This window comes from Pseudomonas wadenswilerensis, assembly GCF_024749185.1.
GTDB lineage: Bacteria > Pseudomonadota > Gammaproteobacteria > Pseudomonadales > Pseudomonadaceae > Aquipseudomonas > Aquipseudomonas wadenswilerensis.
In genome coordinates this window covers 3,989,032-4,012,252 of record NZ_CP087191.1, presented here as the reverse complement: position 1 = coordinate 4,012,252, position 23,221 = coordinate 3,989,032, and the positions used below count along the sequence as shown (strand labels likewise).

General features: G+C 62.2%; 18 protein-coding genes and 1 pseudogene. 7 read left to right on the top strand and 12 right to left on the bottom strand.

What is annotated here, in order from left to right; genetic code table 11:
* Window positions 1–7: 7 nt before the first annotated feature.
* On the bottom strand, window positions 8–1,471 hold the full coding sequence (gene dacB, locus LOY45_RS18340) for a D-alanyl-D-alanine carboxypeptidase/D-alanyl-D-alanine endopeptidase (protein ID WP_115086043.1): 1,464 nt from the start codon (window positions 1,469–1,471) through the stop codon (window positions 8–10).
* Between the two features lie 214 nt (window positions 1,472–1,685).
* Here dacB and LOY45_RS18335 point away from each other — a divergent pair, with 214 nt between their 5' ends.
* Window positions 1,686–2,030, top strand: a complete 345-nt coding sequence (locus LOY45_RS18335; RefSeq protein ID WP_115086044.1) for a YggL family protein — start codon at window positions 1,686–1,688, stop codon at window positions 2,028–2,030.
* A gap of 57 nt (window positions 2,031–2,087) precedes the next feature.
* Here LOY45_RS18335 and LOY45_RS18330 read toward each other — a convergent pair.
* The 6 genes and pseudogenes from LOY45_RS18330 to LOY45_RS18305 all read right to left on the bottom strand — a co-directional run bounded on the left by LOY45_RS18330 (window position 2,088) and on the right by LOY45_RS18305 (window position 9,478).
* Window positions 2,088–5,746: pseudogene (locus tag LOY45_RS18330) on the bottom strand (transporter substrate-binding domain-containing protein).
* An 8-nt stretch (window positions 5,747–5,754) separates the two neighbouring features.
* Complete coding sequence (locus tag LOY45_RS18325) at window positions 5,755–6,381, bottom strand: response regulator transcription factor (RefSeq protein WP_115086046.1); 627 nt, start codon at window positions 6,379–6,381, stop codon at window positions 5,755–5,757.
* 268 nt (window positions 6,382–6,649) lie between these two features.
* Window positions 6,650–7,981, bottom strand: a complete 1,332-nt coding sequence (locus LOY45_RS18320) for a deoxyguanosinetriphosphate triphosphohydrolase (protein WP_115086347.1) — start codon at window positions 7,979–7,981, stop codon at window positions 6,650–6,652.
* Window positions 7,982–8,447: 466 nt separating this feature from the next.
* Complete coding sequence (locus tag LOY45_RS18315) at window positions 8,448–8,780, bottom strand: hypothetical protein (RefSeq protein ID WP_115086047.1); 333 nt, start codon at window positions 8,778–8,780, stop codon at window positions 8,448–8,450.
* A complete protein-coding gene (locus LOY45_RS18310) occupies window positions 8,777–9,154 on the bottom strand; it encodes a phage holin family protein (protein ID WP_115086048.1) in 378 nt (125 codons plus the stop codon). Before LOY45_RS18310 ends, LOY45_RS18315 begins: the two co-directional genes overlap by 4 nt.
* A gap of 9 nt (window positions 9,155–9,163) precedes the next feature.
* Window positions 9,164–9,478, bottom strand: a complete 315-nt coding sequence (locus tag LOY45_RS18305; protein ID WP_134061888.1) for an ElaB/YgaM/YqjD family protein — start codon at window positions 9,476–9,478, stop codon at window positions 9,164–9,166.
* 300 nt (window positions 9,479–9,778) lie between these two features.
* On the opposite strand from LOY45_RS18305, the gene LOY45_RS18300 reads away from it, so the two are divergent.
* Window positions 9,779–10,987, top strand: coding sequence for an ammonium transporter (locus LOY45_RS18300; RefSeq protein WP_115086050.1), 1,209 nt, complete (start codon window positions 9,779–9,781; stop codon window positions 10,985–10,987).
* A gap of 4 nt (window positions 10,988–10,991) precedes the next feature.
* Here LOY45_RS18300 and LOY45_RS18295 read toward each other — a convergent pair whose 3' ends face one another.
* On the bottom strand, window positions 10,992–12,950 hold the full coding sequence (locus LOY45_RS18295; RefSeq protein ID WP_115086051.1) for a monovalent cation:proton antiporter family protein: 1,959 nt from the start codon (window positions 12,948–12,950) through the stop codon (window positions 10,992–10,994).
* A 178-nt stretch (window positions 12,951–13,128) separates the two neighbouring features.
* On the opposite strand from LOY45_RS18295, the gene LOY45_RS18290 reads away from it, so the two are divergent.
* The 4 genes from LOY45_RS18290 to LOY45_RS18275 all read left to right on the top strand — a co-directional run bounded on the left by LOY45_RS18290 (window position 13,129) and on the right by LOY45_RS18275 (window position 15,234).
* Entirely contained in the window at window positions 13,129–13,365 is a 237-nt protein-coding gene (locus LOY45_RS18290) for a glutaredoxin family protein (protein WP_038994296.1), read from the top strand.
* Between the two features lie 95 nt (window positions 13,366–13,460).
* Window positions 13,461–13,892, top strand: a complete 432-nt coding sequence (locus tag LOY45_RS18285) for a D-Ala-D-Ala carboxypeptidase family metallohydrolase (protein WP_134061891.1) — start codon at window positions 13,461–13,463, stop codon at window positions 13,890–13,892.
* 92 nt (window positions 13,893–13,984) lie between these two features.
* Window positions 13,985–14,296, top strand: coding sequence for a transcriptional regulator (locus tag LOY45_RS18280; protein ID WP_115086053.1), 312 nt, complete (start codon window positions 13,985–13,987; stop codon window positions 14,294–14,296).
* A 50-nt stretch (window positions 14,297–14,346) separates the two neighbouring features.
* Complete coding sequence (locus LOY45_RS18275; protein ID WP_258578136.1) at window positions 14,347–15,234, top strand: pseudouridine synthase; 888 nt, start codon at window positions 14,347–14,349, stop codon at window positions 15,232–15,234.
* 42 nt (window positions 15,235–15,276) lie between these two features.
* Here the strand turns inward: LOY45_RS18275 and LOY45_RS18270 are convergent, their stop codons facing one another.
* From LOY45_RS18270 to acnA, 3 genes are all read right to left on the bottom strand, one after another.
* Complete coding sequence (locus LOY45_RS18270; protein WP_115086055.1) at window positions 15,277–16,842, bottom strand: methyl-accepting chemotaxis protein; 1,566 nt, start codon at window positions 16,840–16,842, stop codon at window positions 15,277–15,279.
* Between the two features lie 190 nt (window positions 16,843–17,032).
* Window positions 17,033–17,809: a CPBP family intramembrane glutamic endopeptidase gene (locus LOY45_RS18265; RefSeq protein ID WP_258578134.1), complete on the bottom strand. Its 777-nt coding sequence runs from the start codon at window positions 17,807–17,809 to the stop codon at window positions 17,033–17,035.
* Window positions 17,810–17,961: 152 nt separating this feature from the next.
* Window positions 17,962–20,703 carry an aconitate hydratase AcnA gene (gene acnA, locus LOY45_RS18260; protein WP_134061893.1) on the bottom strand — a complete coding sequence of 914 codons (2,742 nt, stop codon included), beginning with the start codon at window positions 20,701–20,703 and terminating at the stop codon, window positions 17,962–17,964.
* A gap of 253 nt (window positions 20,704–20,956) precedes the next feature.
* Here acnA and rlmM point away from each other — a divergent pair, with 253 nt between their 5' ends.
* On the top strand, window positions 20,957–22,021 hold the full coding sequence (rlmM, locus tag LOY45_RS18255) for a 23S rRNA (cytidine(2498)-2'-O)-methyltransferase RlmM (RefSeq protein ID WP_115086058.1): 1,065 nt from the start codon (window positions 20,957–20,959) through the stop codon (window positions 22,019–22,021).
* A gap of 72 nt (window positions 22,022–22,093) precedes the next feature.
* Here rlmM and LOY45_RS18250 read toward each other — a convergent pair whose 3' ends face one another.
* On the bottom strand, window positions 22,094–23,023 hold the full coding sequence (locus tag LOY45_RS18250) for an IS110 family RNA-guided transposase (protein ID WP_258578010.1): 930 nt from the start codon (window positions 23,021–23,023) through the stop codon (window positions 22,094–22,096).
* Window positions 23,024–23,221 lie beyond the last annotated feature (198 nt).

Sequence of the window (23,221 nt, the reverse complement as noted above, 5' to 3'; positions counted from 1 at the left end):
GCCAGGCTCAGGGCTGAACGGCGGCGGTGCGGTTGACCAGTTTCGGCTGGCGGTACAGGTCGAGCAGGACCTGGTCGAGCACTGCCGAGGCACCCCAGGGTTTCGGATCGTTGAGGATCGCGGCTACTGCCCAGGTATTGCCGTTGCTGTCGCGGCTGAAACCGGCGATGGCGCGGACGGTGTTCAGGGTGCCGGTCTTGATGTGCGCTTCACCGGTCATGGCAGTGCGCTTGAGGCGCTTGCGCATGGTGCCGTCCATCCCCACCAGCGGCATCGAGCTGATGAACTCGGCGGCGTACGGGCTGTTCCAGGCGGCCTGCAGCAGGGCGGCCATTTCCCGGGTGCTGACCCGTTCGGCGCGGGACAGGCCCGAGCCGTTTTCCATGATCAGGTGCGGCGCGGTAATGCCTTTTTTCGCCAGCCACTGGCGCACCACACGCTGGGCGGCGCGGGCGTCGTCGCCATCGGCATCGGTACGGAACTGCGCGCCCAGGCTCAGGAACAGCTGCTGGGCCATGGTGTTGTTACTGTATTTGTTGATGTCGCGGATGATCTCCACCAGGTCCGGGGAGAAAGCGCGGGCCAGCAGGCGGGCGTTCTTCGGGACGTTGTCGACCCGGTCGCGGCCCTGGATGCTGCCGCCCAGCTCGTTCCAGATGGCGCGCACGGCACCGGCGGCGTAGGACGGGTGATCGAGCAGCGACAAGTAGGTCTGCGAGTTGCAGCCATCGCCCAGCTGGCCGCTGACCACGACGCTGACGCCGTCGGCCTGTACCACCGGGTTGTAGCGCACGTCACCGCTGCACTGCTTGGAATTGACTGCCTTGACCTGGTTGTCGATGCGGATGTTGGCGATCGGCGGCTCGACCGACACCAGGACTTTGCCACCGTCGTTGCGGGCAACGAAGCGCAAGGCTTTGAGGTTGATCAGCAGCGAGTCGGGTTTGACCAGAAAGGGCTTGTTTTCATCACCGCCGTCGTCGTTGAACTGCGGCAATTGCGGCTGGACGAAATGGCTGCGATCGAGCACCAGGTCACCGCTGATGGTCTGCACGCCGTTGGCGCGCAGGTCGCGCATCAGCAGCCAGAGCTTTTCCATGTTCAGTTTCGGGTCGCCACCGCCCTTGAGGTACAGGTTGCCCTGCAACACGCCATTGCGCAGCGGGCCGTCGCTGTAGAACTCGGTTTTCCACTGGTGGGTTGGGCCGAGCATTTCCAGGGCGGCGTAGGTGGTGACCAGCTTCATGGTCGAGGCCGGGTTGACCGAGACATCGGCATTGAACACGGTCGGGGTACCCGGGCCGTTGAGCGGCAGCATAACCAGCGACAGGGCCGAGTCCTGCAGTTTGTTGGTTTTCAATGCCTGCTGCACTTTTGGCGAAAGCGTGGTGTTGACCGCAGCCGCGTGGCTGGAAAGCGCCAGCGGCATCAGCAGGCCGGCAAGCAGAAGAGGGCGAAGAGATCTGATCATGTGCGATAAAACCCTGCGAGCGAGGGGTGAAAAAAACGGAGCGAAAAAAGGTGAAGGCCCCGATACGGAAAAATATAGCGCGCATTATGCCCCAAGCCGAACGCCCATGGGCCTGTGAATACAGGATCACACTGCAGCTTATCGGCTTTTATTCCGGCAAGGGCCCGGCGAAACTGCTAAAGTGCCGCGCGTTAATACTCAAGAGGATTGTTTCATGGCCACTAACCGTTCCCGCCGTCTGCGCAAAAAACTCTGCGTGGATGAATTCCAGGAGCTGGGTTTTGAGCTGAACCTGGGTTTCAAGGAAGATCTGTCCGACGAAACCATTGATGCCTTCCTCGATGCTTTCCTCGAAGAAGCCATGGATGCCAATGGTCTGGACTATGTTGGCGGCGACGACTTCGGTCTGGTCTGCAAGGCCGAGCGTGGCTCGGTCACTCCAGAGCAGCGCGCAGCTGTTGAAAGCTGGCTCAAAGGCCGTAACGAGCTGACCAAGATCGAAGTCAGCCCGCTGCTGGATGCCTGGTATCCGGAAAAGCCGATCAACCCGGCTTCCTGATTCCGATGAAACGGCGGCCCCAGTGGCCGCCGTTTTCGTTTCAGCCCCGCCGCCTGTTCAGGCATTCCCGCGGGATCCAAGCGGTTGCGCTGGTTGTTCGTGTAGATACTTCTGCAACGCTTCTTCCAGGGCGCCCATGACGCTGACCACCTGGCGTTGGCGCCGCTCCAGTACAGGCGCCGCCTGGCTGGCCTGGCAATCGGCTTCCAGTTGCTCGCAGGCCTTGATCAAGCCGTTGGCCTGAATGATCCGTGCCGGGGGCCGAGGATCTTGTGCGCCTGGTTCCTCAGTTGCAGCGCGTCCTTGAGTGGATCGATAGCCTTGAGCAAGGCGCGGTCGCGTTTGAAACTGCGCAACAGCTCTTTGAGCAACTGGTGCAGATCGTGCACGCTGTCACCCACCACCGGCTCCAGAACCTGCAGGTCGAACGGCATCGGCGCGGCTGTCTGGCGGCGCGCCTGCACCTGGGGTGCTTGCGCCAGGCGCTGACCCAAGGCGCTGAGGCTGATGGGTTTGAGCAGGCAGTCATCCATACCGACCTGTTGGCAGCGCTCGCGCACTTCCGGTTGGGCGTTGGCGGTGTAGCCGAGGATGGTGCACGCTGGCCATTGATACTGACGCTCGTGGTCCCGCACCGCTTCGGCAAACTGGTAGCCATTCATCTGTGGCATGTTGCAGTCGACGATCACCACGTCGAAGTGGCCCTGATGCCAGGCGCTGAGGCCGCTGAGACCGTTTTCGGCACTGGCATGTTCCAGCCCCAGGAAGTTCAGTTGCTGGGCGATCAGCAGCAGGTTGGCCGGATGGTCATCGATGACCAGCACTCGCAACGGCGGCAGCACGGCATTGGGGAGCGGCGCCGCAGGGGCCGGCTTGGAGGTTTCGGCCAGTAGGGTCAACGGCATGCTGATGCACACGCGGGTGCCCTGGCCGAACACGCTGTGCAAGGTCAGGTTGCCACCCATTGACTGGCACAGGTCATGGCTGATGGCCAGCCCAAGGCCAGTGCCGCTACGGGCCAGATTGCTGTCCGGATTGGCCTGGGCAAAGGGCAGGAACAGGCGCTGCTGGTCATCTGCGCGAATACCGATGCCACTGTCCTGAACCGTTACCTGCAGGATGGGCTGGTCGGGCGCGGGGCCCGGTTCCAGGGTCAGGTGCACGGTGACCTGGCCCTGCTCGGTGAACTTGATCGCGTTGCTGACCAGGTTCGACAGGATCTGCTTGAAGCGCAAAGGGTCGAGCAGCACCTCACAGCGGGCCTGGGGGGCAATCTCGAGGCTCAGGCGCAAATCCTTCTGTCGGGCCACGCCATCGAACACGCGGCCGACCGATTCCACCAGTTCCGCCAGGTTGACCGGTTCAGGCGCCAGGCTCAGGTGCCCGGTCTCGATGCGCGCCATGTCGAGGATATCGCCGATCAAGGCCAGCAGTTCTCTTGCCGAGTTGTAGGCAACCTCAATGGCCGGACGATCGATATGCCCCTGGTCGCCGCGCGTGAGGGTAAGTTCGAGCATGCCGATGATGGCGTTCATCGGTGTGCGGATCTCGTGGCTGATGGTCGCCAGGAAGACACTCTTGGCGCGATTGGCGTCATCGGCCCGCTGCTTGGCCAGGCGCAGGTCCTGGATCAGTTGGCGGCGCTCGCTGATGTCGATCCAGCCGCCAATAATGCCCTGCACCTCGCCGAGTGAGTCACGGTAAGGCAGGATCCAGTGGTAGATGGTCAGTTCACGTTCCTTGAGCAGCAAAGGCCGATCAACGATCAACGGGATCCCTTCGCGCATGACCTTCTGGTAATCGGCCTGTATCTGGCTGGCATAGCAGCTGTCGCCCAGGGTGCTGTCCTGGATGCTTTTACCCAGTACATCGTGAAGCTGCGCTTCTACCGCTTCCAGATAACTGTCGTTACAACTCTGCAACAAGCCGCCGCGATCACGCACGTACATCGGATGCGGCGTACCGTTGAGCAGGGCGCGCATGAATTCGAGCTGATCGTTCAAGGCCCGTTCGGCGGCCTCGCGTTGCTTGATCTGGCGGCGCATCCAGGCATTCCAGGCCAGTGACAGCAGCAGCAACAGGCTGGTGCCCAGGACCACCTGGAGGATCAGTCGCTGGTACTTTTGCCAGTAGGCGTCTGTTTCTGTGCTGTAACCACGCCAGCGACTGTTGATGATGCCCAGCTCTTCCGGCGCGATGCTGAGCAATGCCTTGTCGAGGATCGACGCCAGTTCCTGGGCGCCCCGGGCAGTGGCCATGGCGAAGGTGGCGGGTTCGGCGCCGACCGAGGAACGGATCATCAGGTCGCGCTGGGAAGCCAGGCTGAAATTGGCGTTGATCAAGGCGGTGATGGCCGCATCGACGTGCCCGCTGGCCAGCAGCGAGGTGGAGTAGAAGGTGCTCTCCGTCTCGACCAGCTGGATGCCCGGGAAGCGCTGGCGCAAATCATCGAACAAGGGGCTGTCGCGAGTCAGGGCCAGGCGTCGGCCTGTCATCTGCTCCAGGGAATCGGGCTGGTCAGCGCCCTTGCGCGTCAACAGTACGTAGGAGTTTTCCAGATAAGGCCGACTGATCGCCAGGGTTCCGGCACGACGCGGGCTGGGTGAGATCGCCGCGATGACATCCGCCTGATCATGGTTGAGGCGGTCGATCATGTCACTGATTCCACTGGCCCGCTGCACTTCGAAACGCAGGCCGGTACGCAGGCGGATCAGTTCCAGCAGGTCGGCGGCAATGCCGCGAAAGTTGCCGGCGCTGTCGAAGAAGGTCAGTGGTGCGGCGGTTTCGTTGACCACCACCCGCACCACCGGATGGCCGCTCAGCCAGCGCTCTTCGCGTTGTGACAGCTGCAGTTTGCGGTCGGTCAGCAGTACATCGCTACCGGCGCTCCAGCGTTTGAAGAGGCTTTCCCGCGTACTGCTGGACACCGCGTCGAGGGTGGCGTTGATCAGCTCCAGGAGCATCTGGTTGCTGCGCTGCACGGCGAAGCTGAAACCGACCGGCTCATGTTTACCGAAGTTGGCCATCTTGACGTTCTGCAGGTGGCCTTGATTGATCAGGTAGTGGGTCGAGATGGTGTCGCCCAGAAAGACGTCGGCCTGATCGAACGCCACGGCGTTCAGTGCGTTCTGGTAGGAGGGGTAGGACTGGATGGTGGCGTCAGGGTAATTGGCCAGTACCTCATCCATTGGCAGGTAGTGATAGACCATGCTCAGGCGCAGGCCTGCCAGGCCGGTGTCCAGGGGGCGGATTTCGTTCTCGCGGGTCACCAGTACCGGTTGATCCACGGCATAGGGGATGGACAGGGCGATGCCGGGCGTGGCTGCCTCGTAGCCGTTGGTGCTGCCCAGCAGGTCGATCTGGCCTTGAGCCAGGGCTTTCACCGCCTCCTGGCGGGTGGCGTAGCGTTGCACCCTGATCGGCAAGCCCAGGGCCGAGCCGATCAGGCCGGCGAAGTCGGCGGTCAAGCCTTCGTAGTCGCGCCCGCTGGCGGTCATGTCGAAGGGCGGGTAATCCGGCGCCGAAGTTCCCAGCAGTAACTCGCCCTTGCCTTTGATCCACAGTCGCTGAGCCGGGGTCAGGGGCAGTTTCATGGCGATTGGCTCGGCACGGCTGAACAGGGTGAGCGGGGTGGCCGCGACGTCGTCCGCCCGTGTGGCAATGCTCAGGCAAGCCAGCACAGCACACAGCAGGAGGGTAAGGCTATGCCTGAGCATGGGCGCTCTCAAACCAGGGCATTGCGTTTCGCCATTTCAATCAGTTCAACCAGAGAACTGGCTTTGAGCTTTTGCATCAGTCGTTTCTTGTAGGTGCTGACCGTCTTGTTGCTGAGGAACATGCCCTGGGCAATTTCCTTGTTACTTCTGCCTTGGGCAAAAAGTTGCAGTACCATCAGCTCACGATCATTGACCTGTTTGAACAGATCCAGGTCCGAGGCTGAATCATCGTGTTTGCGTACCGGATTGATGGCCTGGCTGGGGAAATAGTTATAACCCGATAACACCGCTTTTATCGCACTAAGCAACTCGCTGAGGTCTTCCTGTTTGCACACATAGCCTGCTGCGCCGGAATGCATGCAACGAATGGCAAAAAGCGCTGGCGATTGTGCGGTCAGTATCAGGATTTTCAGCGGGATGCCCATGGCATGGAAACGCGAGAGCACTTCCAGGCCGTCCAGCCGCGGAATGCTGATGTCGAGGATGATCAAGTCCGGCAGGCATTCGCGGACCATCTGCATGGCGTCTACGCCGTTGTCCGATTCACCGACCACTCGATAGCCTTCATTCTCCAGAAGCATGCGCACCGCCAGGCGGATGACCGGGTGATCGTCGACGATGAAGACAGAATACATGTTGAACTTTCCATAAAAGTGCCAGAGGGATAGGGGCACCTTAGCGCAGAAAGAACAGGTCGCACATGAACTTGAGGTGAGTTAATTGATATATAGGAAAAGTCCTACTAACTTTGAAATATAGGATTACAGAGGCTTCTGCTAGATAGGGGTGTCAATGCTATAGATGGTAAGGTTATGTTGCGAAAGTTTCGGGTTGTTTATATTTGTTTCAAGTGTGTCAGTAATTTCCTGTACTGCCCGGTTGCCGGGCAGTACAGGCGGTTGATCAGCTCGGGCTCGAGCGGCCGGTCATTTCACGGGCCATTTCACTGGCATAACTGTCGGTCATCCCGGCAATGAAATCGATCATGCGCAGGAACGAGGTGTGTAGGGAGGCATCCGGGCTCGGCGCGTTCTTGCCCAACAGGTCGAGAATCCGCCGGCTCTTGAACGAGGGTGTACGCCCGCCATGTTGCTCCAGGGCGGCGCCACAGAACGAATTGAGCAGGATCTCCAGGGTCGTGTAGGCGCCGATTTCATGCAGGGTCTTGCGCTTGTCCTGGAAAATCTTCTTGCGTGCGATGTCTTTGGCCTGCAGCACACAGCGTTTGGCCGGGCCGTGCATATGCTCGACCAGGTCACCGTTGAGTGTGCCGGCCAGCAACGCGTCCTGTTGTTCGACGAAAGCGCGCGCCGCGGCATTGGTCAGGTGCTCAATGGCCTTGCCGCGCAGGATCGCCAGTTTGCGCCGGCGCGAATCGTCCGGGCCCAACTGGCGGTAGGTTTCCGGCAGGTCGTCACCCACCAGGCTCAGCAGCAGCGACTCGACCTCGGCGTAGTCGAGCAGGTCCATTTCCAGGCCGTCTTCAAGGTCGATCAGGGCGTAGCAGATGTCATCGGCCGCCTCCATCAGGTACACCAACGGGTGACGGGCCCAGCGTTGCTCTTCCAGTTGCGGCAGGCCGAGCTTGCGGGCGATCTGTTCGAGCAACGGCAGTTCGCTCTGGTAGCAGCCAAATTTGTGTTTCTTGTACCCCAGGGCGTCGGCGTGACGTGCAGTCCAGGGGTATTTGAGGTAAGTACCCAGCGTGGCGTAAGTCAGCCGCGTGCCGCCGTCGAACTGGTGGTATTCCAGTTGGGTGAGGACGCGAAAGCCCTGGGCGTTACCTTCGAAGTTGAGAAAATCGCCGCGTTCGGCGGCGCTCATCGCATCCAGCCAGCCGCGCCCGGCGGCCTGTTGGAACCAGTGGCGTATGGCATCCTCGCCGGAGTGGCCGAAGGGTGGGTTGCCGATGTCATGAGCCAGGCACGCTGACTGCACGACCATGCCCAGGTCGCTGGGTTCGCACCACTGCGGCAGGCTGGCGCGCAGGGTTTCGCCGACGCGCATGCCCAGTGAGCGGCCGACGCAGCTGACTTCCAGGGAGTGGGTCAGGCGGGTGTGGATGTGGTCGTTGCTCGACACCGGGTGCACCTGGGTCTTGCGCCCCAGGCGGCGGAAGGCGCCGGAGAAGATGATCCGGTCGTGGTCTTTGTGGAACGGGCTGCGGCCGAGTTCTTCCGGGCTGTGCAGGGGTTTGCCGAGGCGTTCGCGGGTGAGCAGGGTGTGCCAATCCAAGGCCATTTCTCCGGTGCGGGGGGCAGGGGGGTAGCTTCGTGGTTTGGGTCGGGGGGTGCAAGTGGCTTTGTGAGCTTATCCGTTTGCTGTATGGGCGTTGCGGGCCCCTTCCGCCTTTACGGCGGCTTACTTTTTTCAGTCGAAAAAAAAGTAAGCAAAAATTCTTGCCCCACCAGGGGCCCTACGCTGCGCTTCGGGTCCCCTCGTTCCGGTGTCGCTACGGGGCATTGCGAACTACGAGTTGCAAGCAACTCTACGTTTCGCAACTTCGGCTAACGCCGAAGGTGCTGCGCACTAGCCCCTTCGCAACACCTCCACTCGGCCCTTCTGGTTAACGGGGCCGGTGGATCAAGATCAAAAGCAGATCAAGAGCACAATTCGCTTCGCTCTTGCTAAGCGCGCAGATCTGTGGGAGCGGGCTTGACCCGCGATCGAGCGCGCAGCGGTCGTAGTTCAGGCGCTGCACTTAACGCTTGCTACCAGCCCCTTGCATGGCCAGCTTCAACAACGGAATCAAGCTGGTCCCCAGGCGCACCAGGCGGCTGACGCTGCCGCTGCGGGCGCCCTTGCCGGTCAGGAAACCCAGCAGCACCACGGCACCAATGCCCCACAGCGGCGCGTGCTTGATGCCCAGGCCGCCTTGCAGTGAGTCGCCCATGGAGCGCAAACGGGTGAGGGGGTTGAGCAGTTGCCCGGACTCATGGCGAATTTCCTGGCGGTGCATCTCCAGGCGCAGGCGCACCAAGGCCTTGCGCAGTTCCCGGCGATTGGTGGTTTGCGGTAGTTCAGGCAGGCTCATGGCAACAGGCGCTCCCGGTCCTTGGCAAGTTCTTCGAGGGTCGAGCTGAAGGGTGACGATTCATCGAACACCGCCGCCTTCAGACGCAGGCCGCAAAACAGCGCCGCCAGCCCGTAGAACACGCACAGGCCAATGATGCCGGCCAGGCGATAACTGTCCCAGAGCATCACCAGCACCAGGCCGGAGAGGGCGGTCAGCAACAGCAGGGCAAATACCAGGGCCAGCCCGGCGAACAGCAGCAAGCTGAGGGTCCGCGCTTTCTGCTCCTGCAGTTCGATGCCGAACAGTTCGACATGGCCATGCAGCAGGCCCAGCACCGCAGCGCCGAGACGCTTGCTGGAGGGACCGGCACCGGCGAGTGGTTCGCTTTCCATGCTCGGTCCTCAGCGGCGGGTGGCCAAGAGGCCGATCAGAAAGCCAACGCCGGCGGCAATGCCGATCGACTGCCAGGGGTTGCTTTGTACGTAGTCTTCGGTTGCGCTCAGGGCCGCCTGGCCGCGTTCGCGGACCGAATCCTGGGTCAGTTGCAGGGTTTCCCGGGCGCGCAGCAGGCTGTCATGGATCTGTTCGCGCAGGTCGTCGGCCTGATCGCCAGCCAGGGTTGCAGTGTGCTCCAGCAGCTTCTCGGTATCGCGTACCAGGGTCTGGAAGTCAGCCATCAATATGTCTTGAGCAGTCTTTGCCGATTTGCTGGCCATGGGGCTCTCCCTAACAGTGTGTGTGGCTATTTCGAGTCGTGGGCGCGGGCGAAGGTTCAAGTGCAATTTGCTGGTACAGCTTTTGCTTTGCCGTGGTGCGCCGGGGCCGGTGCCTGCGCCGATTGTGGGCGCGGGCGAATACCGGACCTGTAAACCTTAACCCAATCCACGACAAACCCAAGGAAAAACTCCCGTACTACCCGGATCGGCCAGGGAGGTGGCCGCAACGACGATCCAGACTGGTGCACGAAGGAGTGTTTTTGAGCTGTCTTGGTGCTTTTTTGCAGGCCTGCCTACTCCATGGAAAATTTGCAAAGCGCAGTGGACACCCTGGTCCACGGCTCCAACACGCTGTTCATTCTGCTCGGTGCGGTGATGGTTCTGGCCATGCACGCAGGTTTTGCCTTCCTTGAGGTGGGCACCGTGCGGCACAAGAACCAGGTCAACGCCTTGTCGAAGATTCTCAGCGATTTTGCCGTGTCGACCCTGGCCTATTTCTTTATCGGCTACTGGATTTCCTACGGTGTCAGTTTTCTGCAGCCGGCACAGGTGTTGAGCCAGGAGCATGGCTACAGCCTGGTGAAGTTCTTCTTCCTGCTGACCTTTGCCGCGGCGATCCCGGCGATCATCTCCGGCGGCATCGCCGAGCGTGCACGCTTCGCCCCGCAATTGTGCGCCACGGTGCTGATCGTCGCCTTCGTCTATCCGTTTTTCGAAGGTATCGTCTGGAATGGCAACTTTGGCATGCAGGTCTGGCTGGCGGAGCGTTTTGGCGCGGGTTTTCATGACTTTGCCGGCTCCGTCGTGGTGCATGCCATGGGGGGCTGGCTGGCGCTGGCGGCAGTATTGCTGCTGGGACCGCGCAACGGCCGTTACCGCGACGGCAAGCTGGTGGCTTTTGCGCCGTCGAACATTCCGTTCCTGGCCCTGGGGTCGTGGATTCTGATCGTCGGCTGGTTCGGCTTCAACGTCATGAGCGCGCAAACCCTGCAAGGGGTCAGTGGCCTGGTGGCAGTCAACTCCTTGATGGCCATGGTCGGCGGCACCGTGGCCGCCTTGCTGGTCGGGCGCAACGACCCGGGCTTCCTGCACAACGGCCCGCTGGCCGGGCTGGTGGCGGTGTGCGCAGGTTCTGACCTGATGCACCCGGTGGGCGCGCTGGCCACCGGGGCGATTGCCGGAGCCTTGTTTGTCTGGTGCTTTATTGCCGCGCAGAACACCTGGAAGATCGATGACGTGTTGGGCGTGTGGCCGCTGCATGGCCTGTGCGGAGTGTGGGGCGGGATTGCCTGCGGGATCTTCGGCCAGAGCGCCTTGGGCGGCCTGGGTGGGGTCAGCCTGATCAGCCAGTTGATCGGCAGCCTGGCCGGGGTGCTGGTGGCCTTGCTCGGCGGCTTTGCCGTGTATGGCAGCATCAAGCTGTTGCATGGCCTGCGCCTGAGCCAGGAGCAAGAGTACTACGGCGCCGACCTGTCGATTCACAAGATCGGCGCCACCAGCCAGGACTGACGGTTCAGCGCCCTGCGAGCAAGCGCGCCTCGCAGGCTTCCACGGCGCTCAGCGGGCCGCTGACCAGCACAGCATCGCCCGCGTGCAGACAGGTGCCGGTGTCTACATTCAGCTCCTCGCCCTGGCGATGCACGGCCTGCAGTTCAACACCCAATTGTTCCAGGCCCAGATCGCTCAGGGTTCGGCCGCAGGCATAGGCTTCGGCGCCGAGGTTGACTGCGTGCATCATCGCCTTGGGCAGGCCCTCGCTGTCGACCGGGCTGGTCTGGGCGCCATGGTAGAAGGCATGCAGCAGCCGGTAGCGGGTCTTGCGCACTTCATCTACCCGTTGCTGCACCTGATCCTGTGGCAGGCCGAGCATCACCAGGGCATGGGAGGCCAGCATCAGGCTCGACTCCAGCAGTTCCGGGACCACGGCAGTGGCGCCAGCGGCACGCAATTCGTCGCGCTGGCTGTCGTCGCGGGTGCGCACCAGGATCTGCACCTGGGCATGACGCTCGCGGGCGGCTTTCAACACGCTCAGGGCGATGTCGGTCTTGTCCACCGCAATCACCAGCAAGCGCGCGCGCTCAAGGCCGATGGCGGTGAGCAGTTCGCCGCGGCGTGAGTCGCCGTAGTGCACGCAGTTTTCTCCGGCGGCGGCTTCCTGGACCCGCACCGGGTCGTCATCCAGGGCAATGAAGGGGATGTCCTCGCGGCGCAGGAAGCGCCCGATCGACTGGCCGACGCGGCCGTAGCCGCAGATCAGCACGTGGCCGTTCATCGCGGCGCTTTGTGCTTCGATCTCTTCCAGATGAACTTCCTGGTTGGGCTTGCGGTGCAGGCGGGCGGCGATTGTCGGAGCGGCCCGCAGCAGCAGCGGGGTGACCAGCATCGAGCAGAAGGTCGCGGCCAGCAGCAGGTGACCGAGTTCCTCGGGCAGCAGGCGGGTCTGTTGCATCTGCGCCATCAGGGCGAAACAGAACTCGCCGCCCTGGGCCAGGGCCAGGCCGCTGCGCCAGGCGGTCTCGGCATCACTGCCGCGCAAGCGCACCAGTGCGGCCACCACAGAGCCTTTGATCAGCAGCAGGGCGAGGGTCAGGGCAAGGAGCTGCCAGCCATGGGTGGCGAACAGCTGCAGGTCGATGAGCATGCCGATACTGACGAAGAACAGCCCGAGCAAAATGTCCCGGAATGGGCGGATATCGGCTTCGATCTGATGGCGGTAATTGCTTTCTCCCAGCAACATGCCGGCGAGGAACGCGCCCAGGGCCGGCGACAGGCCCAGCAGGTGGGTCAACCAGGCGGTCAACAGCACGATCACCAGAGCCAGCAGGACGAACAGCTCGGCCGAATGCGAGCTGGCCACCTCATGGAACAGCCGCGGCAGCAGCCAGCGGCTGGCCAGCAGCAGGCCGAAGAAGAGGATCACGGTCTTGCCCAGGGTCAGCGGCAAAGCCCAGTACCAGGCCTGGCCGCCCTGGCCGGCAAACACCGGTACCAGGGTCAGCAGCAACACTGCCACCACGTCCTGGAACAGCAGCACGCCGATGGCATTCTGACCATGACTGCTGAAAATCTCGCCGAGGCTGGTCAGCTCCTTGCTGACGATCGCCGTCGACGACAGCGCCAGGCCCGCGCCCAGCATCAAGGCCACGTTGGGTTGCATGCCGAGCAGAACCAGCAGTCCGGCGAGGAGCAGGCTGGTGCAGATCACCTGCAGGCTGCCGAGGCCAAACACCACCTTGCGCAAGGCGAGCATTTTCGACAGGGAAAATTCCAGTCCCAGGGAAAACAGCAAAAAGACCACGCCCATCTCAGCCAGGTCCGGCAGCTCTTCACTTTCGTTGACCCAGTCCAGGGCGGTAGGGCCGACGAACAGGCCGACACACAAATAGCCAAGTACCGGCGGCAATTTCAGGCGCCGGAAGAACGCGATGACGACCAGCGATGAGGCCAGGATGATCAACAGGTTGGCAAACACAAAACACTCCCTTGCGAAAACAGCGAAAAAACCATTAAGTCTGAACGACTTACGCCATTTGGCCGTTGATGTGCATCAGCACTTCAATGTCATTGGCCGGTTTCAGGGGCGGCGCTCGACTGGCCCCGATTGCAGACCTAGAATAATGATCCGTTCCTACAGTTGCTGGTACCCATAAATGCCACCTGAATGCCAATTGTTCGGCACCCTGGGCTGTCACCTGTGCGAAGTGGCCGAGGCGCTGCTGATGCCGTTTGTCGAGCATGGCCTGTTGGTCGAACTGGTCGATATCGCCGAGCACGAGGGGATGATCGACACCTATGGCCTGCTCATTCCGGTGTTGCGCCGTTGCGACACCGGGGCCGAGCTGCGCTGGCCCTTCGATGCCGAGCAGGTCGTGACCTTCCTGGGGTGATGGTTCGGTCTTGGCGGGTATCTTTCCCGTCGTGCGCAATGCTGAGCTGATGTGGACAATCCTTGGCTTCTCTTACCTCGCCAAGGAGCGGCACCATGTACCTGACCGAACACTTCACCCTCGAGGAAATGACCCTCTCGGAGACCGCAGCACGCCAGGACATCGATAACCAGCCCGACAGCCGCGCCCTGGACAACCTGCGCCGCCTCTGCGCGACGCTCGAACAGGTCCGCGAGCTGGTGGGCGCGCCGGTGCTGGTCAGCAGCGGCTTTCGCTCGGTCGAACTCAACGCGGTGATTGGCGGGTCCGCCGCCAGTGCGCATACCGAAGGGCTGGCAGCTGACTTCAATGTGCCCGGGCTGACGCCAGCAGCGCTGGCGCGACGGGTGGCCGACAGCAACCTGCAGTTCGACCAGTTGATTCTCGAGTACGACCAATGGGTGCACCTGAGCCTTGCTGCGGGCCGGCCGCGCCGTCAATTGCTCACGGTGCGCAAAGGGTCCGGCTATCTCCCAGGTCTGGTCTGACAGATGCAGTCTGATTGACGCAGACGACATCTCTGAATATGCTGTATATAAATACAGTACAGGGATGGCGCTTGCGTCGAGGGTCCGGATCAATGGTCAATGTCGAACAACTGAAATACTCCGTCAATCGCATGGCTGTCGAGGTCGTGAGTGAAGCGGTGCTCGAGTTGCGCCTTGACGGCCTGGTGCTGGAAGGCAAGACGCCGTTCAATAAAGTGCACTTCAACACCTGTTTCGCCGAGATCGAAGCCCTGTTCCAGCGCGCCGGCTACCACCGGCCACTGGATGTGGTCGGATACCAGGGGTTGTTGTACGCCCTCTACGACCCCAGCCGCTGGGAGGCGGTCGAGGTGCTGCGCTGGCTCAAGGAGTTCACCGAGGCTGCGGCTGCCGAAGCTGGCTGAGCGAGCGAGCATGGGGGATAATGGCCGGTCCATCTGTCCAGAGTGTTCCCATGGCCACGCCTCCCTTCGATCCGGCTCAGCATCAAGCCAGCACCGTGTGCCTGCCGCCTGGCAACTGGGCGACGGTACTCGATTGCTTGAGCGAGCACTTCAAGGCCATTGGCCGCGAGCAGTGGCTTGATCGCATCGCCCGCGGCCGGGTGCTGGATGCTCAGGGCGCGCCGATCAGCGCCACGCTTGTCTACCGTCCGGGCCTGCGCATCCATTATTTTCGCGAAGTGCCGAACGAGAAGCCGATTCCGGTCGAAGAGGCCATCCTGCACATCGATGAGCACCTGGTGGTGGCGGACAAGCCGCATTTCCTGCCGGTCACCCCGACCGGCGAGTACGTCGAACAGACCTTGCTGCGCCGGCTGATCCGCCGCCTCGACAATCCCAATCTGGTGCCCTTGCACCGCATTGACCGGCACACTGCCGGGCTGGTGCTGTTCTCGGCCAACCCCCAGAGTCGTTCGGCCTATCAGTCGCTATTCCCCAACCGGCAGATCGACAAGCGCTACCAGGCCATTGCACGCGCCTTGCCCGAGCGTGAGTTTCCGCTGGTGCACAAGAGCCGCCTGGTCAACGGCGAGCCATTTTTTCGCATGCAGGAAGTCGAAGGGGTAAGCAACAGCGAAACCCTGGCCCAGGTGCTGGAGAAGAACGGCGAGCTGTGGCGCTACGGCCTCTCGCCGGTCACTGGCAAAACCCACCAGCTGCGGGTGCACATGACCGCCCTGGGCGCGAGTATCTGCAATGATCCGTTCTATCCGGACATCGCCCAGGAGCAGGATGACTACAACAAACCGTTGAAGCTGTTGGCGCAGAGCCTGCGTTTCAACGACCCATTGAGCGGTGAAGAACGTTACTTCGAAAGCCGGCTGACGCTCGACTGGTAGGGCGGGGAGCCGCGCACCGCCAGTGGCGATGCGCGGTGAGGCTTAGCGGTTGAAGCGCTCCACCAGCGAGTACTGGGTGGTAGCGGTGCGGGTCAGCTCTTCGCTGAGCAGCGCCGAATGCTGGGCCTGTTCCGAGGTCTGGTCGGCCAGCTGGGCGATGGTGCTGATGTTGCGGCTGATTTCGTCGGCAACCGCAGTCTGCTCCTCGGTGGCAGCGGCAATTTGCGTGGCCATGTCGGTGATATTGGCCACAGCTTCGCTGATACCTACCAGGGCCTGGTCGGCTTCCATCACCCGCGCAACGCCTTCTTCGGCCTGGCGGTGACCGGTTTCCATGGTCTGCACGGCGCTGTTGGCGGTCTGTTGCAGCTTGGCGATCAGGCCGTGGATCTGCCCGGTGGACTCGGCAGTGCGTTGCGCCAGCTGGCGCACCTCGTCGGCCACCACGGCAAAGCCGCGGCCCATCTCGCCGGCTCGGGCCGCTTCGATGGCGGCGTTCAAGGCCAGCAGGTTGGTCTGGTCGGCAATGCCCTTGATCACATCGACCACGCCACCGATCTCGTCGCTGTCGCGGGCCAGCTGGGTCACGGTCAGGCCGGTCTCGCCGACGGCAGCCGACAGGCGCTGGATGGCCTCGCGGGTTTCTCCGGCGATGTCGCGGCCGCGTCCGGTCAGGCGATTGGCTTCCTGGGTGGCGTCGGCAGTGCGCTGCACGTGGTTGGCCACTTCCTGGGTGGTGGCGGCCATCTGGTTGACGGCGGCGGCGACCTGCTCGGTCTCCACCCGCTGGCGCTCCAGGCCCGAGGAGCTGTTGTGGGCCAGGGTGTCGGACTGGCGTGCCTGTTCGTTGAGGTGCTCGGCGGTGTCCTGCAGGCGGGTCAGGCAGGTCTTCATCCGCGCGTCCTGGCTGAGCATGGCCATTTCCAGGCGCGCCTGCACGCCGCGGCTGTCGGTATACATCTGCGCGATCAGCGGGTCGGAAGTGGTCTGTTCGGCCAGGCGCAGCAGGCGCTTGAGGCCGCGTTGCTGCCAGCTCAGGCCCAGCAGGCCGAGCGGTACCGAGAGGCCGGCGGCCAGGGCGAAGCCCCAGGAATGCCCCAGCCAGTTGCCGATCAAAAAGCCGATCTGGCTGACCAGAATGAACGGCAGCCAGTCCTGCACTACCGGCAGCCACTTGTCGCGGTGCGGAATCGCCGGTTTGCCCTGGTTGATACGCTGGTACAAGGCCTCGGCGCGACGCACTTGCTCGGCGCTCGGCTTGACTCGCACCGATTCGAAGCCCACGACCTGGTTCTTTTCGAACACCGGCGTGACATAGGCGTTGACCCAGTAATGATCACCCGACTTGCAGCGGTTCTTGACGATGCCCATCCACGGCAGGCCTTGCTTGAGCGTGGTCCACATGTGCGCGAACACGGCCGGCGGCACATCCGGGTGACGCACCAGGTTGTGCGGCGCGCGCATCAGCTCCTCGCGGGAGAAGCCGCTGATCTCGACGAAGGCGTCGTTGCAGTAGGTGATCACGCCCTTGGCATCAGTGGTCGAAATCAACCGTTGCTGAGCTGGGAAAGTCCGTTCGCGTTGGGTAATCGGCTGGTTGTTACGCATTAGCTGTTCAATCCGCAAGGCTTTCGAAAGGTATCGGCACGCCGGGGGTTTTGTTGAATGAATATTTGCAGGGCTTGATTTCGATCAAGGAGTCTTGATCTGACCTGCGCTAAGTCATTCGTGCAAAGTTCAACAAATTAGCTGCATTCTTTCATGTTTTTGACACAAAAGTCAGCTAATGACCGCATGTTCACAGCGGTGCCAGCATCGGGTAACTGAAGCCGGCAAAGTGCGCCAGGTTCAGGCCGAAATGGCACAGTAGCGCAGCGAAAAGGCCGCCATATCGGTAAGCCAGGCCATAGCCGACACCGGCAAGGCCGGCCAGCAGCACCCATTGCCAGCCGCCACCCAGGTGGGCCAGGCCGAACAGCGTCGCGGCCAGCAGCAGGGCCAGGTTCTGGTTTTTCAGCAAGCGTTGCAGGCCGCCCTGGATGTAACCGCGAAACAGCAGTTCTTCGGTCAGGCACACCAGCAACAGGTTGTTCAGGGCCCAGATCCAGCCCTGCTCTGGCCACTTCGGCGCCCAGGCAACCATTCCCAGCAGCCAGGCGCCGCCCAGGCACACCAGGATAACCAACGGCAACGTCAGGGCGAGGCTGGCGAATGGGCGCTTGTTCTTCAGCGCCAGTACCCAAGGACAGGCCAACAGCAGCCAGAAGCCGATCAGCGGCTTGTCGAGGTTCAGGTACATGGAGAAGGGTAGGGCGTCGCTGCTAAAGCGCACCTTGTCGATGACCTTGGCGCCGCTGAAGCCCGGCAGCATATGCAGGGCCAGGGCGATGGCCAGCAGCACGAACAGGGCATGGCCGACCAGCTTTTGCCACAGGCTGGCACGGCGTACCAGCAAGCCGGCGCAAAGCAGGGCAATCAGGGTGGGCAGGGCCAGCAGGCCGAGGTTGCCTTTGAACAGGGCGAAGATGTAACCGAGGCCGAGCAGCGCCAGGCCGATCCATTGCGGGGCAAGCATGAGAAATCCTTTGAAAAGCACAACGTGAACCCTTCGACTGCGCTGCCGCGGTCGGAGACACGCCTTTCGGCCATCCTTTGGCCATTACTGCTTATCCTACGTTGTCTGCTGCATAAGGCAAAGGCCCGGTCACCAGGGACCGGGCCATCACTTCAGGCTGCGATCAATTGCCGCAGCACATAGTGGAGGATACCCCCCGCCTTGAAGTACTCCACTTCATTGAGCGTGTCGATCCGGCACAGAACCTCGATCTGTTCCTGGCGACCATCCTCGCGGGTGATTTTCAGGTTCAGGGTCATGTGCGGCTGCACCTGGGCATGGCTCAGGCCGAGGATATCGATACGCTCGCGGCCGTCCAGGGCCAGGCTCTTGCGGTTCTGCCCGGGCTTGAACTGCAGCGGCAGCACGCCCATGCCAACCAGGTTGGAGCGGTGGATACGTTCGAAGCTCTCGGCCAGTACCGCCTTGACCCCCAGCAGGTTGGTGCCCTTGGCGGCCCAGTCGCGGCTGGAACCGGTGCCGTACTCCTGGCCGGCAATCACCACCAGTGGCGTGCCGTCGGCCTGGTAGCGCATGGCCGCGTCGTAGATCGCCAGCTTCTCGCCCGTGGGCACATACAGGGTGTTCCCGCCTTCTTCACCGCCGAGCATTTCGTTGCGGATGCGGATATTGGCGAAGGTGCCGCGCATCATTACTTCATGGTTGCCGCGGCGTGAGCCATAGGAGTTGAAGTCGCGGGGTTCCACGCCTTTTTCACGCAGGTAACGTCCGGCCGGGCTGTCGGCCTTAATGTTGCCGGCCGGGGAGATGTGGTCGGTGGTCACCGAGTCGCCCAGCAGCGCCAGCACCCGGGCGCCGTGGACATCCTCGATCACCGGCAGCGGTCCGGTAATGTCGTCGAAAAATGGCGGATGCTGGATGTAGGTGGAATCGTCCTGCCATACATAAGTGGCCGCCTGCGGTACCTCGATGGCTTGCCACTGGGCGTCGCCGGCGAACACCTCGGCATACTCCTTGTGGAACATCGCGGTATCGACGCTGGCCACGGCGTCGGCGATTTCCCGCTGGCTGGGCCAGATGTCGCGCAGGTACACCGGCTGGCCATCTTTGCCGATACCCAGCGGTTCGCGGCTGATATCGATGCGCACGCTGCCGGCCAGGGCATAGGCGACCACCAGCGGCGGTGAGGCCAGCCAGTTGGTTTTCACCAGCGGGTGCACGCGGCCCTCGAAGTTGCGGTTGCCCGACAGTACCGAGGCGACGGTGAGGTCGGCGCTGGTGATGGCTTTTTCGATGGCTTCGTCCAGCGGGCCGGAGTTGCCGATACAAGTGGTGCAGCCGTAGCCGACCAGGTCGAAGCCCAGGGCATCCAGATACTGGGTCAGGCCGGCAGCCTTGTAGTAGTCGGTCACCACCTTGGAGCCGGGGGCCAGGGAGCTCTTGACCCAGGGTTTGCGCTGCAGGCCTTTTTCCACCGCTTTTTTTGCCACCAGCCCGGCAGCCATCATCACGCTGGGGTTGGAGGTATTGGTGCAGGAGGTGATGGCGGCGATCACGACAGCGCCGTTTCTGAGCAGGTGTTGCTGGCCCTGATATTCGTAGCTGACTTCGCCGGCCTGGTCGGCATTGCCCACTGCCACGCCGCCACCGCCTTCGCTTTCCAGGCGGCCTTCTTCCTTGCTCGACGGCTTGAGTTGCAGGCCGATGAAGTCATCGAAGGCCTGGCTGACATTAGACAGGGCTACCCGGTCTTGCGGGCGCTTTGGTCCGGCGAGGCTCGCTTCGACTTCGTTCATGTCCAGCGCCAGGGTGTCGGTAAACACCGGCTCCTGGCCGGGCAGGCGCCACAGGCCCTGGGCCTTGCAGTAGGCCTCGACCAGTTTAACTGTCGCTTCCGGGCGGCCGGACAGGCGCAGGTAATCGAGGGTAATCTGGTCGACCGGGAAGAAGCCGCAGGTGGCGCCGTATTCCGGTGCCATGTTGGCGATGGTGGCGCGGTCCGCCAGTGGCAGGTCGGCCAGACCGTCGCCGTAGAATTCGACGAATTTGCCGACCACGCCTTTTTTGCGCAGCATCTGCGTCACGGTCAGCACCAGGTCGGTGGCGGTGATGCCTTCACGCAGCTTGCCGGTCAGCTTGAAGCCGATCACTTCAGGGATCAGCATCGACACCGGTTGGCCGAGCATGGCCGCCTCGGCCTCGATGCCGCCCACGCCCCAGCCCAGCACGCCCAGGCCGTTGATCATGGTGGTGTGCGAGTCGGTGCCGACCAGGGTGTCGGGGAAGGCGTAGGTGCGCCCGTCTTCTTCACGGGTCCAGACGGTGCGGCCCAGGTACTCAAGGTTGACCTGGTGGCAGATGCCAGTGCCCGGCGGCACCACGCTGAAGTTGTCGAAGGCGTTCTGGCCCCAGCGCAGGAAGGCATAGCGTTCGCCGTTGCGCTGCATTTCGATGTCGACGTTCTGGGCAAAGGCCTGTTGGCTGGCGTAGCGGTCGACCATCACCGAGTGGTCGATGACCAGGTCAACCGGCGATAACGGGTTGATCCGCTGCGGGTCGCCGCCGGCCTTGGCCATGGCCGCGCGCATGGCGGCCAGGTCGACGACGGCCGGAACGCCGGTGAAGTCCTGCATCAGTACCCGTGCCGGGCGGTACTGGATCTCGCGGTCGGAACGCCGCTCTTTGAGCCAGTTGGCCAGCGCCGAGAGGTCGCCGCTGGTGACGGTCTTGCCATCTTCCCAGCGCAGCAGGTTTTCCAGCAGCACTTTCAGCGACATCGGCAGGCGCTGCAGGTCGCCGAGGCTGAGGGCGGCGTCGGGCAGGCTGTAATAGTGGTAGAGACGATCATCGACCGTCAGGGTCTTGAGGGTTTTCAGGCTATCGAGCGAGGGCATTACCAACTCCTTCTGCGCCGGTGAACGGCAATCTTCCCTGCTGTCGCCGGTTCACCGCCTCTGTGACAGTCCGCACGGCACGGACCTGGCTGAACGGTCAGGTTAGCCCTGTTTGGCGGACCTGACCATGTACTGGACCGGCGGGACGTGTCGCAGGTTCCGAACTTCCTTTATCATTCGCCGATTTACCGGCGCTGCGTATTGCGCCCGGTCAGGGTTGGCGTGATTGGGCGCCAGCCGTCCTGGAGTGAAGATGAATACCCTGTTTATGCATTGCCGGCCCGGTTTCGAAAGTGAAGTCTGTGCCGAAATCGCCGAGCACGCCGCACGCCTGAACGTCGCCGGCTACGCCAAGGCCAAGCCGCAGAGCGCCTGCGCCGAATTCATTTGCAACGACGCCGAAGGCGCCGAGCAACTGATGCGCGAGCTGCGTTTTGCCCAGCTGATTTTCCCCCGGCAATGGGCCCGCGGTACTTTCATCGAACTGCCGGAAACCGACCGCATCAGTGTCCTGCTCGAGGCCCTGGCCGATTATCCGCAGTGCGGCAGCCTGTGGCTGGAGGTGATGGACACCAACGACGGCAAGGAGCTTTCGACCTTCTGCCGCAAGTTCGAAGTGCCGCTGCGTAAAGCCTTGAGCAAGGCCGGGCGACTGGTCGAGGATGCGCACAAACCACGTTTGCTGCTGACTTTCGTCAGCGGCCGACGGGTGTTTGTCGGCCTGGCGGCGGCGGACAACTCGGCGATGTGGCCGATGGGCATCCCGCGCCTGAAGTTCCCCCGCGAGGCACCGAGCCGTTCGACCCTGAAGCTGGAAGAGGCCTGGCACCATTTCATCCCCCGTGACCAGTGGGATGCGCGGCTGTCCGATGACATGACCGGGGTTGACCTCGGCGCGGCGCCAGGTGGCTGGACCTATCAACTGGTCAAGCGCGGCATGCTGGTAACGGCCATCGACAACGGGCCGATGGCTGAAAGCCTGATGGACACCGGCCTGGTCCAGCACCTGATGGCCGACGGGTTTACCTACAAGCCCAAGCAGATCGTGGACTGGATGGTTTGCGACATCGTCGAGAAGCCGGCACGCAGTGCCGCCTTGCTGGAAACCTGGTTGGGCGAGGGCCTGTGCCGGGAGGCGGTGGTCAACCTCAAGCTGCCGATGAAGCAGCGTTACGCTGAAGTGCGGCGCTTGCTCGAACGCATCGAGGAAGGCTTCAAGGCGCGCAAGGTCAAGGTGTCGATTGGCTGCAAGCAGCTGTATCACGACCGCGAAGAGGTGACCTGCCACCTGCGTCGCCTGGATCTGAAACCGCGCTGAGGCCATCGCTGGCAAAGCCAGCTCCCACAGGGGCAAGGGTGGCTGCAAAACCTGTGGGAGCAACTGTCTTGATCAGGCTGTTTGCACTCGCCAAGGGGTATTGTCCCGCAGCATTGCATTCAGCCTGACGATCAGCACCCGCATGCAAGCTACGAGTGCCACCTTGGCGCACTTGCCACGTGCCCGAAGTGCTTCGTAGCGTGCTTTAAATTCTGTGTTGTGACGGATGATGATCCAGCTCGACATGTACAGCACTCGCCTTACATGGGCCCGACCACCCCATATCTGGCGGTGCCCTCGATGGCTACCACTATCGTTGTTGTAAGGCGCTACGCCCACCAGCGCGGCGATCTGACGGCGGTCCAACTGCCCCAGTTCAGGCAGTGAGGCGAGCAGATTTGCGGCGGTTACCCGACCGATTCCGCTCACCGCCAACAACTGACTCGCCCTGGTATCGTCCAGTTGCACCATCGCCTGGTCAATTTCTTCGTCGAGGCGTTTGATCAGCACTTTCAGGTGTTCTATGTGCTCATCAAAGTGGGCCATCGCCATTGCCGAGCGGCATTGCAGGCGACGCCGTTTGTAGTCATCACGGCTCTGCACAAATTGGGCGCGCTGCTTCACCAACTCGCGCAGCTCTTCGCGTTCCGGGCTGATCGGTTGGCTTTGAGGAACGCTGAGGTGTGCAGCGAAGTCCGCAAGGACTTCGGCGTCGATCTTGTCGGTTTTGGCTTTTTTACCCATGGCATCGGCGAATTTCCGGGCACGGGCTGGGTTGATGCAGATGGTTTCCAGTCCTGCTGAGGCCAGGGCGATCAACACATCTTTCTCGTAGCCGCCTGTCGCTTCGATCAGCACTCGACTGATCTTGAAGTCCTTCAGACGCTCAAGCAACGCCTCGAAGCCTGCGGAGTTGTTGGCCACTTCGAAGCGGATTTTCTGAGGTTTGATGCAGATTTCCAAAGTGGCTTTGGCAGTGTCGATTCCAACAGAAGACAACATGGCTGAACCCTCTTACACTCAGTTGTGAGAGCGCTCTGGCTTGGCCCACGCTTGTGATTCGAGAGGCGCTCAATCAACTGTTCGGGCTCGGGCCAGAGTGGAGAGGTGAATGGCAGCTTTGCTCCCACACGTGCTTTAAGCACTACCGGCGTACAGCTTGCCATTCACCGCTCTCACTTCTGATTCTATTCCTACCTC